The 14,429-nt window shown below is 66.1% G+C and carries 18 protein-coding genes; 11 read left to right on the forward strand and 7 right to left on the reverse strand.

Features of this window, described 5'->3' with window-relative positions:
* Positions 1–31: 31 nt before the first annotated feature.
* The 4 genes from pyk to FGF80_RS15145 all read left to right on the forward strand — a co-directional run bounded on the left by pyk (position 32) and on the right by FGF80_RS15145 (position 4,141).
* Positions 32–1,789: a pyruvate kinase gene (gene pyk / locus FGF80_RS15130; RefSeq protein ID WP_138654949.1), complete on the forward strand. Its 1,758-nt coding sequence runs from the start codon at positions 32–34 to the stop codon at positions 1,787–1,789.
* Positions 1,790–1,857: 68 nt separating this feature from the next.
* Positions 1,858–2,217: a DUF7312 domain-containing protein gene (locus FGF80_RS15135; RefSeq protein WP_006187254.1), complete on the forward strand. Its 360-nt coding sequence runs from the start codon at positions 1,858–1,860 to the stop codon at positions 2,215–2,217.
* 211 nt (positions 2,218–2,428) lie between these two features.
* Complete coding sequence (locus FGF80_RS15140) at positions 2,429–3,682, forward strand: tRNA (N(6)-L-threonylcarbamoyladenosine(37)-C(2))-methylthiotransferase (RefSeq protein WP_006187253.1); 1,254 nt, start codon at positions 2,429–2,431, stop codon at positions 3,680–3,682.
* 93 nt (positions 3,683–3,775) lie between these two features.
* Positions 3,776–4,141, forward strand: a complete 366-nt coding sequence (locus FGF80_RS15145) for a winged helix-turn-helix domain-containing protein (protein WP_006187252.1) — start codon at positions 3,776–3,778, stop codon at positions 4,139–4,141.
* Positions 4,142–4,173: 32 nt separating this feature from the next.
* Here the strand turns inward: FGF80_RS15145 and FGF80_RS15150 are convergent, their stop codons facing one another.
* Positions 4,174–4,653, reverse strand: a complete 480-nt coding sequence (locus FGF80_RS15150; RefSeq protein ID WP_006187251.1) for a redoxin domain-containing protein — start codon at positions 4,651–4,653, stop codon at positions 4,174–4,176.
* A 112-nt stretch (positions 4,654–4,765) separates the two neighbouring features.
* Between FGF80_RS15150 and FGF80_RS15155 the strand changes: the two genes are divergently transcribed.
* On the forward strand, positions 4,766–5,002 hold the full coding sequence (locus tag FGF80_RS15155) for a glutathione S-transferase N-terminal domain-containing protein (protein WP_006187250.1): 237 nt from the start codon (positions 4,766–4,768) through the stop codon (positions 5,000–5,002).
* Positions 5,003–5,025: 23 nt separating this feature from the next.
* Here the strand turns inward: FGF80_RS15155 and FGF80_RS15160 are convergent, their stop codons facing one another.
* The gene (locus FGF80_RS15160; RefSeq protein WP_138654951.1) at positions 5,026–5,433 is read right to left on the reverse strand and encodes a cupin domain-containing protein; all 408 of its coding nucleotides are present in this window, start codon (positions 5,431–5,433) and stop codon (positions 5,026–5,028) included.
* Between the two features lie 155 nt (positions 5,434–5,588).
* The gene (locus FGF80_RS15165; protein ID WP_006187248.1) at positions 5,589–6,128 is read right to left on the reverse strand and encodes an HIT family protein; all 540 of its coding nucleotides are present in this window, start codon (positions 6,126–6,128) and stop codon (positions 5,589–5,591) included.
* 254 nt (positions 6,129–6,382) lie between these two features.
* On the opposite strand from FGF80_RS15165, the gene FGF80_RS15170 reads away from it, so the two are divergent.
* Positions 6,383–6,583 carry a DUF7835 family putative zinc beta-ribbon protein gene (locus FGF80_RS15170; RefSeq protein WP_006187247.1) on the forward strand — a complete coding sequence of 67 codons (201 nt, stop codon included), beginning with the start codon at positions 6,383–6,385 and terminating at the stop codon, positions 6,581–6,583.
* Between the two features lie 334 nt (positions 6,584–6,917).
* On the opposite strand, the gene map is transcribed toward FGF80_RS15170, so the two are convergent.
* Positions 6,918–7,817 carry a type II methionyl aminopeptidase gene (map, locus tag FGF80_RS15175; protein WP_006187246.1) on the reverse strand — a complete coding sequence of 300 codons (900 nt, stop codon included), beginning with the start codon at positions 7,815–7,817 and terminating at the stop codon, positions 6,918–6,920.
* A 74-nt stretch (positions 7,818–7,891) separates the two neighbouring features.
* Positions 7,892–8,017 (reverse strand): hypothetical protein, encoded by a 126-nt coding sequence (locus tag FGF80_RS19810; RefSeq protein WP_006187245.1) that lies wholly within the window; start codon positions 8,015–8,017, stop codon positions 7,892–7,894.
* Positions 8,018–8,609: 592 nt separating this feature from the next.
* On the opposite strand from FGF80_RS19810, the gene icd reads away from it, so the two are divergent.
* The 3 genes from icd to FGF80_RS19305 all read left to right on the forward strand — a co-directional run bounded on the left by icd (position 8,610) and on the right by FGF80_RS19305 (position 10,838).
* On the forward strand, positions 8,610–9,872 hold the full coding sequence (gene icd, locus FGF80_RS15180; protein ID WP_006187243.1) for an isocitrate dehydrogenase (NADP(+)): 1,263 nt from the start codon (positions 8,610–8,612) through the stop codon (positions 9,870–9,872).
* 237 nt (positions 9,873–10,109) lie between these two features.
* Complete coding sequence (locus FGF80_RS15185) at positions 10,110–10,547, forward strand: GNAT family N-acetyltransferase (protein WP_006187242.1); 438 nt, start codon at positions 10,110–10,112, stop codon at positions 10,545–10,547.
* Between the two features lie 132 nt (positions 10,548–10,679).
* Positions 10,680–10,838 (forward strand): hypothetical protein, encoded by a 159-nt coding sequence (locus FGF80_RS19305; protein ID WP_006187241.1) that lies wholly within the window; start codon positions 10,680–10,682, stop codon positions 10,836–10,838.
* A gap of 36 nt (positions 10,839–10,874) precedes the next feature.
* Here the strand turns inward: FGF80_RS19305 and FGF80_RS15190 are convergent, their stop codons facing one another.
* Positions 10,875–12,251, reverse strand: coding sequence for an NRAMP family divalent metal transporter (locus FGF80_RS15190; RefSeq protein ID WP_138654953.1), 1,377 nt, complete (start codon positions 12,249–12,251; stop codon positions 10,875–10,877).
* A 274-nt stretch (positions 12,252–12,525) separates the two neighbouring features.
* Between FGF80_RS15190 and FGF80_RS15195 the strand changes: the two genes are divergently transcribed.
* Positions 12,526–12,858, forward strand: a complete 333-nt coding sequence (locus FGF80_RS15195) for a DMT family transporter (RefSeq protein WP_006187239.1) — start codon at positions 12,526–12,528, stop codon at positions 12,856–12,858.
* A gap of 100 nt (positions 12,859–12,958) precedes the next feature.
* On the opposite strand, the gene FGF80_RS15200 is transcribed toward FGF80_RS15195, so the two are convergent.
* Entirely contained in the window at positions 12,959–13,771 is an 813-nt protein-coding gene (locus FGF80_RS15200) for a hypothetical protein (RefSeq protein WP_138654955.1), read from the reverse strand.
* Positions 13,772–13,859: 88 nt separating this feature from the next.
* Here FGF80_RS15200 and FGF80_RS15205 point away from each other — a divergent pair, with 88 nt between their 5' ends.
* A complete protein-coding gene (locus tag FGF80_RS15205) occupies positions 13,860–14,384 on the forward strand; it encodes a DUF5817 domain-containing protein (protein ID WP_006187237.1) in 525 nt (174 codons plus the stop codon).
* The last annotated feature ends 45 nt before the right edge of the window (positions 14,385–14,429 follow it).

Here is a 14,429-nt window from a genome sequence, read left to right on the forward strand (position 1 = left end):
CTTTTAGGCACTGCTGGAGCTAGCTACCGGTATGAGAAACGCGAAAATCGTCTGTACGCTGGGGCCGGCGTCGAGCGATCGGGAGACGATCCGAGAACTCGCCGCGGCCGGCATGTCAGTCGCGCGGCTGAACGCGAGCCACGGCAGCCGCGAGGACCGGGCCGACCTGATCGATCGCGTCCGAGCGGTCGACGAGGAGCGGACGGAGCCCGTCGCGATCATGCTCGACACGAAAGGGCCGGAGATCCGAACCGCGCCGCTGCCGGACGGGGAGACGGTGACGCTGGAAAGCGGTTCCGAGATCCGGTTCGTCGAGGGCGAGGTGGCGACGCCGGAGACGGTCGGACTCTCGGTGTCGATCGACGCGGTCGAACCCGGTGACCGAATCCTGCTCGACGACGGACTGATCGAAACGACCGTCCTCGAGCACGACGGCGACGGGGTTCGAGCGCGGGTCGACACCGGCGGCGAACTGAGCGGGCGCAAGGGCGTCAACGTCCCCGGCGTCGAACTCGATCTCGATGTCGTCACCGAGAAAGACCGCGCGGACCTCGAGTTGGCGGCCGAGAAAGGGGTCGACTTCGTCGCGGCGAGTTTCGTCCGGGACGCCGAGGACGTCTACGAGGTCGGCGAAGTGCTGGAGGAGAATGGCGCGGACATTCCGATCATCGCGAAGATCGAGCGCGCCGGCGCGGTCGAGAACTTGGACGAGATCATCGACGCGGCCTACGGCGTGATGGTCGCGCGCGGGGACCTCGGCGTGGAGTGTCCGATGGAGGACGTGCCGATGATCCAAAAGCGAATCATCCGGAAGTGTCGCGAGGCCGGTCGGCCGGTCATCACGGCGACGGAGATGCTCGATTCGATGGTCCACGCCCGGCGGCCGACGCGCGCCGAGGCGTCCGACGTGGCCAACGCGGTCCTCGACGGCACCGACGGGGTCATGCTGTCGGCCGAGACCGCGGTCGGCGACCACCCCATCGAGGTCGTCGACGCGATGGATAGCATCGTCCGCGAGGTCGAGGGCTCGAACGAGTACGCCGAGTTGCTCGAGCAGCGGGTTCCGGCGTCGGGCGACGCGCGGACGGACGCCCTGGCGCGCTCCGCGCGGTTCCTGGCGCGGGATATCGACGCGGACGCGGTCGTCGCCGCGACGGAGTCAGGATATACGGCGCTGAAAACGGCGAAGTACCGTCCGGGCGTACCGGTCGTCGCCTCGACGCCGAGCCAGACGGTACGCCGCCAGCTCGCCTTGACCTGGGGTGTGACGCCGCTGTACGCGCCCGTCTCGGATCAGGGAGCGGACGCCGTCGTCGAGAAGGCCGTGCAGGCAGCACTGGACGCCGGCGTCGCACAGAGCGGGGATACCGTCGTCGTCCTCTGTGGCATGATGACCGACCTCGAGGGGGCGAACACGACGAACATGCTGAAGGTCCACGTCGCCGCGGACGCACTGACGACCGGCCAGGTCGTCGTCGAGGGGCGGTCGACCGGTCCCGTCGTCCGCGTGACGGACGGCGACCTCTCGGGCGTGCCCGACGGCGCGATCCTCGCGCTCCCCGCCGATTTCGACGCGGAGTTCACCGGCGACACGAGCCGACTCGGCGGCATCGTCAACGCCGAACGGGGGATGACCGGCTACCCGGCGCTCGTGGCGCGCGAACTCGAGTTGCCGATGATCAGCGACGCGGACATCGCGGACCTCGAGGACGGCGAAATCGTCACCATCGACGCCGAGCGTGGCATCGTCTACGGCGGCGAGATCGGGGACCGAACCGAGCGGCTCTGAGCCGCCCGCGGAATGGTGGTCCGCGACGGGACCACGGGTTTTTGACGACGGACCGAGTACGGTCGCGTATGCCAGACGAGTCCCCCGGGAACGGCGACACGACCGACGACCGACGGACCGATCCCTCGGGGACGGACCCGGGCGCTGGACCGCGAGACGGTTCTGCGAGCGGCGACTCGAGCGACGAGTGGGGTGTGGCTGACCGCCCGACGGTCGGCGACGAGTCGGACGGCGGCCGCGACCGCATTCCGATCGATCTCTCCGGTCCGGGCACGGGGGCGGCAGACGACGCGGCCGAGCACGCGCCCGAAGCCGGATCGACGCCGATCGAGCCCGGCGATCCGGACCTCGAGAACGCGCTGTTCGTGATGTTGGGGGCAATCGCCACGGTGCTCGTCCTCGTACGGCTACTCGGAGTCCCCATGTGACGGCTCCTGTGGGCGTCGCAAGCGTACAACGGGAAGACCGCCGCCGACCGTCACGGCGGTTCGCCGCCGGCGCGGAGACACTCGAGACGGTGGCCGACGACGGCGACGCGGATGAGCAGTGACCGGCGAGGGGGCCGTCATGCCGGCTGCTCGCCGACGGCACCGATCCGTCGCGTTTTTGCGTTACCAGCCCCGAGAACGGTTCAAGCGAATGGCCCGGTATCACATCGAAACCTACGGCTGTACGTCGAATCGCGGGGAGAGCCGCGAGATCGAGCGCCGGCTCCGCGATGCGGGCCACTACCGGGTCGACGGGGCCGAGGAGGCCGATGTCGCCATCCTCAACACCTGCACGGTCGTCGAGAAGACCGAGCGCAACATGCTCCGGCGGGCCGAGGAGTTGGCCGACGAGACGGCCGATCTCTTCATCACGGGCTGTATGGCGCTCGCCCAGGGCGAGGAGTTCGACCGAGCCGATGTCGACGGCCAGGTCCTCCACTGGGACGAGGTTCCCGAAGCCGTCACCAACGGCGAGTGTCCGACGACGACGCCCGACGCCGAACCCATCCTCGACGGCGTCGTCGGCATTCTCCCGATCGCGCGGGGCTGTATGTCCGACTGCTCGTACTGTATCACCAAGCAGGCCACCGGCAAGATCGACTCCCCCTCGATCGAGGAGAACGTCGAGAAGGCCCGCGCGCTGATCCACGCCGGCGCGAAGGAGATCCGCATCACCGGACAGGACACCGGTGTCTACGGCTGGGACGAGGGCGACCGCAAACTCCACCGGCTGCTCGAGGCGATCTGTGAGATCGACGGCGACTTCCGGGTCCGCGTCGGGATGGCCAACCCGAAGGGCGTCCACGGCATCCGCGAGGAACTCGCCGCCGTCTTCGCCGAGTACGACGAACTCTACGACTTCCTGCATGCGCCCGTTCAGTCGGGCAGCGACGACGTGCTCGGCGATATGCGCCGCCAGCATCAGGTCGCGGAGTACGTCGAGGTCGTCGAGACCTTCGACGACTACCTGGACTACTGGACGCTGTCGACGGACTTCATCGTCGGCTTCCCGACCGAGACCGATCGGGATCACGAGCAGTCGATGGCGCTGCTCCGCGAGACCCGTCCGGAGAAGATCAACGTCACTCGCTTCTCGAAGCGGCCGGGAACCGACGCCGCCGAGATGAAAGGGCTGGGCGGCACGGTGAAAAAGGAGCGCTCGAAGGAGATGAGCGCGGTCAAACGCGACCTCGTCGCCGATGCCTACGCGGACATGGTCGGCGAGGTCCGGGAAGACGTCCTCGTCGTCGAGGAGGGCACCGCCGACTCGGTCAAGTGTCGTGACTCCGCGTACCGACAGCTCATCGTCCAGAACGCGAGCGACTACGGCATCGCGCCCGGCGACTTCGTCGATCTCGAGGTGACGGCCCACGAGACGATGTACGCGTTCGGGAAGCCGAGATAGCGTCACGGCATCGGGGCTCGACCGGTGGCGGCGGCTCCCAGTTCTCGGGAATAGGGACCGGGAGCAAAGTAAGGACGGACCGAAGTGTGACATATGGGCGACACAGTCGACCAACCGAGTCGGTGCCCGCGGATCGACCGGGACGGCGAACTCGGGTGTGACCCCTACCGAATCATGGACCTGCTCAGCGACGACGACGCGCGAGCGGTGTTTCTATACGTCGAGGAGCCGGCGACGGTGAGCGATATCTCCGAGGCCCTCGATCTCCCCCAGTCGACGGCGTACAGGAAAGTCGAGGAGTTGCACGAAGCCGGACTGCTCTCACAACTCAACGAGCGGTCACGGACGGGAACCCCAGGACATTACGTCCGGGCGATGGACCACGTCTCGGTGACCTACGACGAGCCGCTTCGGATCGAGTGTACGTGCAACGGGCGACTGCTGTACTGTGAGCCCTGACCACGGGGCTCCCCGGGCTCGAGGCCGTCTCGTTACAGGTCCGCGACGGCGGTCTCGATGTCCGCGACGGGGAGCGGCGAGATCCAGTCGTCAGCGACGAAAGCGTACTGGACCTCGCGGTCGGGATCGAGCACGAACGCGGAGCGCCAGGGCGTCGAGACGTTCGCCATGTGCGACCGGTCGCCGAGCAGGTCGAACGCCTCGCTGACGTCGCCGTTGACATCCACGAAGAACCGGATGTCCGGTCGACCCAGCCAGCGGAGGAACTCGTTTTGCGCGTAGGGACCATCGCGACTCACGCCGAGTACCGGCACGCCGTCGAACTCGTCCCAGCCGGCGCGAACGAAGCGCTTCCACCAGTTCCGTGCGATCGCGCTGAACACGAAGCCGGTACAGACCACGACGCCGCCGCGAGCGCCGAGCGCGTCGGAGAAGGGCGTCGAGCGGAACGTCTCGCCGTCACAGAGGAGCGACGCGAAGTCGGGTACAGTCTCACCCTCGCTCGGAGGCATACGTGAGGACTGTCACGTGACTACAAAAAACTCCGTTCCGCGGCCGAAGGGACCGCCGATATCGGACGCGTCAGGACGTATTCTTTTGACCGCCCGTCCCGTAGCGAGAGATATGATAACGCTCTACCGTCTCGAGGGCTGTCCGTACTGTGAACACGTCGTGGATCGACTCGAGGAACTCGACGTCGACTACGAGAGCGTCTGGGTCGAGGGACTGCACTCGAAGCGCGACGAGGTCAAGCGCGTTTCTGGCCAGCGACAGGTGCCGGTCGTCGTCGACGAAGCGTCCGGCGTGACGATGGCCGAGTCGGACCGCATCCTCGACTATCTCGAGACGACCTACGCCTGACGCGGGGCGGGCGCTCGCCGCGGCTAGTCGCCGTCGTCGAGTCCGTGGGGATCCAGTCCCGGGTCCTCGACCGCGGGTGCACCGATCGCGAGGACGACGCCCTCCTCGTCGCCGACGTTGCGGTGGCCGTGGCCGACCGCCGGCTTGGCGATCCAGAACGTCCCCGGGCCGGCGTCGACGTACGTTTCCTCGCCCGAACGGCCGAGTTTCAGCGAGAACTCTCCTTCGAGGACGTAGTACACCTCCTCCTGTTCGGCATGCGCGTGGTACTGAATCTCCTCGCCGGGTTCGAAGTACCAGAGTTTGAGATTGAGCGCATCGGTGTCGAAGAAGTCGTCGAGCGCGCGGATACGGAGGTCCGGCGGGGCCTCGTCGACCGCGGAGAGATCGCTCATCGGCACGTCGTCGGTGTGAACTACCTCGTAGTCCATGCTATCCTAACCCACGGCAACTATCATCAAAAGTGTCCCGTCGATTGGCCCGTGGTGCCGGCTATGGCGCTGGGGGATCGGGCCACCCGTCCAGCGGCGCTCGAGCGCGTCCCCGACTGTCGGGGCCATGGATCACCCGCAGGCGAGCGGTGCCGTCACTCGACGACGACGGCACCGCCCTCGCTGGGGACCGTCGTCCCCTCCTGTGCGGCGAACGCGTCGTGGACGTGGTCGTAGGTCGCCTCGAGCGCCTCGACGATCACCGTCGTCTCGCTGAGCACGGGCATGAAATTGGTGTCGCCCTCCCACCGCGGCACGACGTGTGTGTGGAGGTGGTCGTCGATCGAGCCACCGGCCCCATCACCGAGGTTCAAGCCGGCGTTGAAACCGTCCGGTTCGAGGGCGGCCTCGAGTGCGTCGAACGTCCGCTGTTTCAAGCAGGCATGATCGAGCAGGACATCCTCCGCGAGAGCCGCGTACTCGCCGGTATGGCTATGCGGGATCACCATCAGGTGTCCCGGGTTGTACGGATAGTTGTTCAGCATGACGAACGCGTGTTCGCTTCGCGCGACGAGCAAGTTCTCCCGATCGTCGCCCAGATCGGGGAGTTCACAGAAGACGCACTCCTCGATCTCGGGGTTCGGTTCGTCGCGTCTGATCCACTCGATTCGCCACGGTGCGAACACCTGTTCCATGTTCGATACCACTCGAGGTGCCCCTAAAGCGTTTCAGTCCGCCGACTCGGGCCGGAACGAACGGGTAATTCGTCCGTAAATCCATGCAACAGTGACTCATAATTTCCCTATAAAGCCACGAAAACCGGATCTAAACGGTATCGAACGCTCTCAGACGATCTCGAATCGAGGTCGCCGCCCTCATGCGGTTTTGATGGCTCACGGCTCAAAATGAAGCGTGGGTTTAAGATAGGGCTACTGCAAGTAATCAGATAATGGCAACGACTGATGACTCCGTCAACGGGATGACCGAGCACTGTGAGGAGTGTGACTTAGAAACGCTCCACGAGGTGTCCGTCCAGATCAGAACTGAAAGCGTCAAGCAGGAAAACGCACAGTTCTCCCGCGAACCGTACCGGGTGAGCGAGTGTCAACGGTGTGGTAACCGCTCGAGTCAGCGGATGAACAACGCGTAACGAGTGGTGGGAATACGAGGACTCGATTCGGACCCGTTTCAGGTTGGTGCCCGCCAGATCGGTCGCTCGTCGATGGCGGACCTCCCCTTGGCGTGACTGGGTGTGGAATTTCTATGAACGGATGAGTCTCACGCACGCTCGCTCCCTACAGCGCTCGTAAACGGCGATAACCGACGGTCGCGGGTGGCTGTCGCGCCAGCTTCTGGCTCCTCCCTCGTTACAGTCGGAGACGACGATAGCGGCGGCCAACGACAGACGATACCGATCACGCCGTCCCGTAATACACCGACGTCCGCGGCGAGTGTGAGTCGCGGTCGTTACCTCAACAAGACGGTCACCGTTCGGTCGTCACTTCGCAGCCGTCCTCGGTGATGATGAGCGTGTGCTCTTTCTGACTGACGAGGGAGTCGTCGTCCTCCTTGAGCACCGGATAGCTGTGGACGATATCGTTGCGCTTGAGTCGGCGCAGCGCCATTTCGGGTCGGTCAGTCTCGAGCCATCGCGTCGCGAACGGCAGCGTCCGGAACTCGTCGGTGATCTGCTCGAGGGCCTCGCGGGCCTGCCGGTTTCGGATCGTGCCCTCGCGCTCGAGCGAAAAGATCTCCTCGCTCGCTCCCTCGGTGACTTTGCCGCCGCCGTCGGTCGCGAACGGCTCGATCGCGACGACGTCGCCGACCTCCAGCGTCGTCCCCTGCGAGACGGCGCGGTTCGGGATGTTCGGCGAGGTATGTTGTTCCCAGTGACCCAGCCCGTGGCCAGTGAGGTTGACGACGGGATTGTAGCCGTAGCCGTCGATGACGTCCTCGATTTCGGCCCCGATCTCGCCGGTCCCGACGCCGGGTTCGACGATCTCGAGCGCGGCCTCCAAGGCCTGTTCGGAGGCCTCGGCGAGTTCCGGAGTGCCGGAGAGGTCGACGGTGATGGCAGTGTCGGCCAGCCAGCCGTCGACGTGGACGCCGATGTCCAGGTTGATCATCTCCTCGCCGAAGGTCGTCTCGTCGTCGATCGACGGCGTCGCGTGGGCTGCCTCCTCGTCGACGGAGATGTTGACGGGGAACGCGGGCTGACCGCCGAGTTCCCGGATTCGATCCTCCGCCCACTCGGCGACCTCGAGGTGGCTCGCACCGACCTCGACGCGCTCGGCGGCTTCTTCACGTACCTGCGCGAGGATCGCCCCCGCTTCGCGGTGCTTTTCGTACTTCTCGGACTCGAGGTCCACCTCGGATTCGGCCATATCACGGGGTTGGATGGGTCGACAAAAAGAGGTTCCGTCTCTCCGACGAACGCTGGAGACGACTCGCAGCCGTCTCAGTGGGTCGTCGGCTCCCCATCGATCCAGTTACACGCCGGACAGGCGACGACCCCTTGCACGTTCGACAGCGTCACGTCACAGCGCGGACATCGACTCGAGGCGTACTGCGGCGCTCGAAACATGGTTCGATCCACGGATACGTCAATAATAAATGTTCCTCACGACGATCGTCGAATCCCCGGCCGCAGGCGGCGGTGGCATCCCTCGGGCGGCAACCGAACGGTTCGCTGAACCGACCGTTCGGGAAGGAAACGACCCGTAACGCCGTCGACATCGATGAAACGGTCGCCACGCGTTATACTCGCCGCGTACCTGGTGTCGAACGGCGTGAGAGACGCCATTGATCCACGTCGAACGTCGCCGGTATCGACTCGAGTCCCGTGACCACCGCGAGACCGAGGGCACGAACGACGCACCCGGCGGGCGGACGTCGGTTCGCGGTGGCAGCCACGGGGAGTCCATTCTGCCAACCGCGCCGTCGAAGGGTGTACAAACGACGGGTGCGGACGAACGTGCTGATTTCGGCGTGCGTGTACCCACCATATGATGGGGCACCATATCGAGAGCCGCCATACGCCGACCTAGTGTCTCCGCCAACACGGGCGTTTTCGGGAGGATGAGCCACTCAAGAAGGGCAGGGAATCGTTCAACTTTTGCCGGCCCGCGATGGAAATGGTAGACCTTTTACCCCCGTCGAAGAACCGTACAGACGAAATGAGCTACGACAAGATCGAGGTCCCCGAGGACGGGGAACGGATCACGCTGAAAGAGGGAACCGAGGACGAACTCGAGGTTCCTGATAACCCGATCATCCCGATTATCTACGGGGACGGTGTCGGGAGCGACGTCGGTCCCGCCGCACAGACGGTCCTGGAGGCCGCCGCGGAGGCAACCGGCCGCGACATCAACTGGATGCGTCTCTACGCCGGCGAGTCCGCCCGCGAAAAGTACGACGAGAACCTGCCCGACGAGACCGTCGAAGCGATCAAGGAACACCGCGTCGCGATCAAGGGCCCGCTGACGACACCCGTCGGTGCCGGCTTCCGCTCGCTGAACGTCGCGCTGCGGAAGAAACTCGACCTCTACGCGAACGTCCGCCCGACCTACTACCTCGACGGCGTCCCGTCGCCCGTCTCCGAGCCGGAACAGATGGACATGGTTACCTTCCGTGAGAATACGGAAGACGTCTACGCCGGCATCGAGTGGGAGGAAGGCACCGACGAAGTCGAGGAAGTCAAGGAGTTCGTCGAGGAGGACATGGGCTTCGACAACACCATCCACGACGGCCCCGTCGGCATCGGCGTCAAGCCGATCACGGAGTTCGGGACGAAGCGACTCGTCCGCCGCGCCATCGACTACGCCCTCGAACACGACCGCGACTCGGTCACGCTGGTCCACAAGGGGAACATCATGAAGTTCACCGAGGGCCAGTTCCGCGACTGGGGCTACGAGGTCGCCGAAGAGGAGTACGGCGACGAAGTCATCACCGAGGACACCCTCTGGGAGGAGCGTGACGGCGAGGCTCCCGAGGACGCGGTCGTCGTCAACGACCGTATCGCCGACAACATGCTCCAGCAGCTCCTGACCCGCACGGACAACTACGACGTCATCGCGACGATGAACCTCAACGGGGACTACATGTCCGACGCCGCCGGCGCACAGATCGGCGGCCTCGGCATCGCCCCCGGTTCGAACTTCGGCGACGGCCTCCTGCTGGCCGAACCCGTCCACGGCTCCGCACCCAAGTACGAGGGCCAGGACAAGGTCAACCCGACCGCCATGATCCTCTCGGGCCGCATGATGCTCGACTACATCGGCTGGGACGACGCCGCTGACCTCGTCCGCGACGCCGTCGAGGAGACCATCTCCTCGGGCAAGGTTACCTACGACCTCGAGCGGAACCTCGAGGACGCCGAGAAACTCGCCACCAGCGAGTTCGCCGACGAAGTCGTCACGAACATCGAGAAACTCTCGTAGAGGGGTTCTCGTCCGCTTGCGGCGACGTCGCAAGCATATCGAAACGCTGGCGGACGCCGGCGTTTCGGACAGTCAGAACGTGACGCGTTCTGACGTACTCGGGAACCTCCTGGAGGGGGTTCTCGGAAGCGTTCTACTCTCCCGATTCTCTTTCCGGCGTGTCCGGCAAACGGCGAGTCACGCTTCGAGCAGCGCGTATCGTAACGCACTCGTCATCGGTGGCCGTACACCCGCTCGATGGACGATCTCGAGGTGCGGGCCGCCGAGACCGATCGCGAGCGCGACGACGCCTTCGCGGTCCGACGGGCGGTGTTCGTCGAGGAGCAGGGCGTCGACGAAGAACTGGAGTACGACGACCACGACGAGACCGCCGTCCACTTCGTCGCGTACGACGGTGCGGAGCCGATCGGTGCGGCGCGACTGCGCGAGTACGAGGCGGGCGTGGGTAAAGTCGAACGCGTCGCGGTCCGCAAGTCCCACCGGGATGACGGCGTCGGTCGCGCACTGATGAACGCGCTCGAACAGCGGGCCATCGATGCGGGAATCACGGCGCTGAAACTCCACTCACAGACGCGGGCCGCCGACTTCTATCGGAGCCTGGGGTACGAACGCCACGGCGAGGAGTTCGAGGAAGCCGGTATCCCGCACGTCGAGATGCGGAAAGCGATCGACTGAGGCCACGACTGTCCGGAAAACGTGTTCGGGCCAGCCGCTCGAGTAACACACAGACGGACGCGGCTGAAATCGCATCGGCGTCTGTCGGCCGTCTGACTGACTTTCAAGGGCCAGGATGTGGGCATCGCTGGTATGGAACGAGACGTTCACGGTCCCGCAACCGCGGTCGAATCGGCGACGGAGACGGTACGGACGGCCGCGCGAGTCCTCCTGCCGCTGACGGTCTCGGCCGCCGTTACCGCCGGCGGCGCGCTCGTCTTCTTCGCGGTGATCACCGCCGTTCTGGGTTGACCTCGCGTCGCGAACGCGACCGATGCGCGATCCGGCTCAGCGAGCGGCGACCCGATCACGGCCGTACCGCCCAGCGACGCCGATGATCGCCAGTGCCATCGCCGCCGCGAAGGCGACGACGAACGCCGAAAGCGGCTCGGTGACCGTCTCGAGTTCCGCGAGGACGAACTCGCCAGCGAGGACGGTGGCGACGGCAAAGAGCGCGAGGCCGCCGACGTTGGCCGGCACCGAGTTCGTCTCGGGGACGACGCTGGGGTCGTTCAACAGGGAGAGGAGCACCGCGATAGCGAAGGGTGTCCCGACGAGTCCGAACGCGAGCGTGAGGACGAGAAGTTGGAAGAACGTCCCGCCGAGAAACGGGCCGATCGCCGAGACGAGCGCGGCGACGACGATCGTGGCCCGGTAGCGGGGATCATCGACGGACCGATCCCAGCCGAACTTGTCGGCGAGCAGGTACGGCGGAACGATCGTGTTGCCCCCGAGCGTCGAAACTGCCGCACCCAACAGTCCGGCGAAGAACAGCCACGTGGCGTACTCGCCGGCGATCGGACCGAGCGTTTGCGCGGCTCCGACGCCGTCGATCGTCGCCGGATCGACGCCGGTCGACGGGAGGACGCTCGCCGCCACGAGGAAGACGGCGAGGCTGAAGACGCCGAAAGCGACGAGCATCGAACTGACGACATCGAACGTCGCGATGTCGGACTCGCTGCGCGTCCAGCCGCGGGCGCGCATCGTGTAGCTTTGCATCGTCAACAGCGTGATGTGGACCGCGCCGCCGAGGATGCCTGCGGCGACGAGCGCCCCGTCGACGCCGGCCGGGATCGTGGGTTGCAGCCCGCTCGCCGCCGCCATCGGGTCGATCGGGACGACGAACGCCGAGGCGACGAACGCGGCGACGACGACCGAGACGAGGACCTTCGCGCCGACCTCCGCGAAGCGGTAGCCACCTCCCGCGAGCCCTGCGGCGAGCACCACCGCCCAGACGACGCCCCAGAGTCGCGGATCGGTCAGGGCGGCGATACCGACGCCCGCACTGGCGGCGATCGTCGCAGTCACGCCCGCGAGCGTCTTCATAATCACGAGCTGTGCTAACCCCGCAGCTACTACAACGTCGATCACGAGCACCCAGGCCCACCGCGAGCCGAGGTGGCGTTCGACGACCGCGACGATGCCCGCTTCGGTGAGCAGTCCCAGCCGCATCGAGAGATACTGCCCGACGGTCCCGAGGACGGCCGAGAGGACGACCACCCACAGCAGGGCGTAGCCGAAGCTCGCGCCCGCGACCAGCAGACTGGCCATGGTCGCCGGCCCCGCCGCGATCGCGCCGGCGAGCCACGTCGGCCCCAGACGCTCGAGAAACGATCCGATCCGTCCGATACCCCACGAGTCCGACGACCGTGACTCGGTTGCCATCGGTCCCTCTTTCGAAGTCGAATATATAACTCCGTGGTATTCGTAGCTATTAGCGTACTCACGGACCCACTGATTGCCCCGCTGACGGCCGTACTATTCGCGTGATTGCTGTACTCGTCGACCGTCACACCGGCTCGAGGTCGTGTGCGAACCCCGTTCCACAGCGGCGAAACGGCGACGGCGCACACACGGGTCCGCGGATACCGGCGGGTTCCGTCCCGTCGATCCGCAGCGATGCGAAAGGAATAGTAGTTTTCTATAACTACGTCGCTGTATGAACCCGTACGTCATACTCAGCGGGGCGATCCTGTCGGAACTGTTCGGAACGACGGCCCTCAAACTCTCCGACGGGTTCTCGCGACCGCTGCCGAGTCTCGGCGTCGTGATCGGCTACGGCCTCGCCTTCTATCTGCTCTCGCTGACGCTCGAGGAGTTGCCGGTCGGCATCGTCTACGCGACGTGGGCCGCGCTCGGGATCATCGGCGTCGCGGCCATCGGCGTGCTCGCGTTCGACGAACACCTCGACGGGGCGGCCGTCGCCGGGATGGGACTCATCCTCGCCGGCGTTTACTGTCTGAACGTCCTCTCGGACGTCTCCGCACACTGAGCACGCTGGCGTCGCAGTCGGGTTCGACTCGAGACGGGGGCATCGAACCGAGGGACACGCCGCTCGCACGGCCGTCGTGCGAACAAGTGTGCAGTGACGGTCAGCGGGGCCTATCGGTCGCGTCGTGGTCGATAATCCATCGCTTGACGAGGCGCTTCAGTTCACCGTATCTGCCGGTTCGTGTCTCCCAGTCGTCGCCGTCCCGGATACGCGTCGCTTCACAGCCGGTCTCCGGGCCGCCGGGAGCGGTCGCCGTCGTGAGTCTGATGAGCGTATCGCCGTTCGGCGCGGCGTAGTACTCGATCGAGCCGTCCGAGGTGACGCTGTACGCCCACCCGTGGACGAGCGTGTCTCGGTCCGGCATCGGGTCGGGTTCGGCAGCCGACCCGCCGCTCGCTGTCGTCTCCGTCCCGGCTTCCGGCCCGAGCACCCACCGCTTTCCGGCCGTGAGATCCCGCTCTCGAAGCGCATGGGACGCGACCTCGACCGCTCGGACGGTCCCCTCGGAGACGTCGAACTCGGACCCCGCCGCGAGGGTTGCGAGCCGCTCGGTGATGGTCTCGAGCGTGCGACTGAGACCGCGGTTGTAGGAGGTTCGTTGCCGCGACTCGCTCGGCGGCGGACTGTACGAGAGCAGTGACGCCGCATCGGCGAGGGAGGTGAGATCGGCCGGCGTCGGTTGCCGCCGAAGCACGTCGGCGATCACCAGTCCGTTCCGTACCGAGCCGAGTCGGGCGACCTCGCGGGCTGCGACCGCGGTCCAGTATCGGTCGCCGTCCGCGTCGTCGGCGAGCCGTTCGAACGCGGCATCGATCGCGTCGTCGTCCGCGTCGCGATCGATACCGAGCACCGCGCGGGCATCACCGATGCCGGCTATCTCGTCGGGCGTGTCGATGCCTTCGTCGTCGCTCATGGGACACCCCTGGCGGGGCGCATACAGAAGCGTTGTCACTTGCCGCCACTCCGAGCGATTAAACAGGGTCGAACGCTCACGGCAAGACATGTACGCCGTCGTCGGCTGTAGCGAGTGCTCGAACCTCTGGATCATCGAGGGGCGCTCCGAGACGACCCAGTGTCCCCGCTGTGGCTCGCGCCGGGCCTACGAGAAACGCAAGAAGTTCGTCGAGACCGACGACGCCGCCCACGCCCGCGACGTTCGCGCCTCGATGCTCGCCACCCGCCAGGGCGAGGGGGAGGCCTTCGCCGAACTGGACTCCTTTGCCGCCCTCGAGACGGCGGTCGCCGACGGCGTCGTCGACGACGACGAGTATCTCGCGGAATCCGGCCTGGATGTCGACGAGGTCGACGCGGCCGGCGACCGCGACCCGCGCGGGCCGAGCCGCAGCGGGAGCAAACGGGAGATCGTCGAAGGGGCCCTCGACGCGCTCGAGGAACCGACGGACGACGAGGTCGCCGAGTACGCCAGTGAGCGCGGCGTCTCGGCCGCAGACGCACGGGACGTGCTCGAGAAACTGACGCGGCGCGGGGTCGTCAGCGAGAGCCGCGGGCGGTATCGACTGTTGTAGGTCGTCGGCGTCGTATCGCCACGGCTATCCCGTCACGGGGGGTCC

This window comes from Natrinema pallidum (genome assembly GCF_005890195.1).
Lineage (GTDB): Archaea > Halobacteriota > Halobacteria > Halobacteriales > Natrialbaceae > Natrinema > Natrinema pallidum.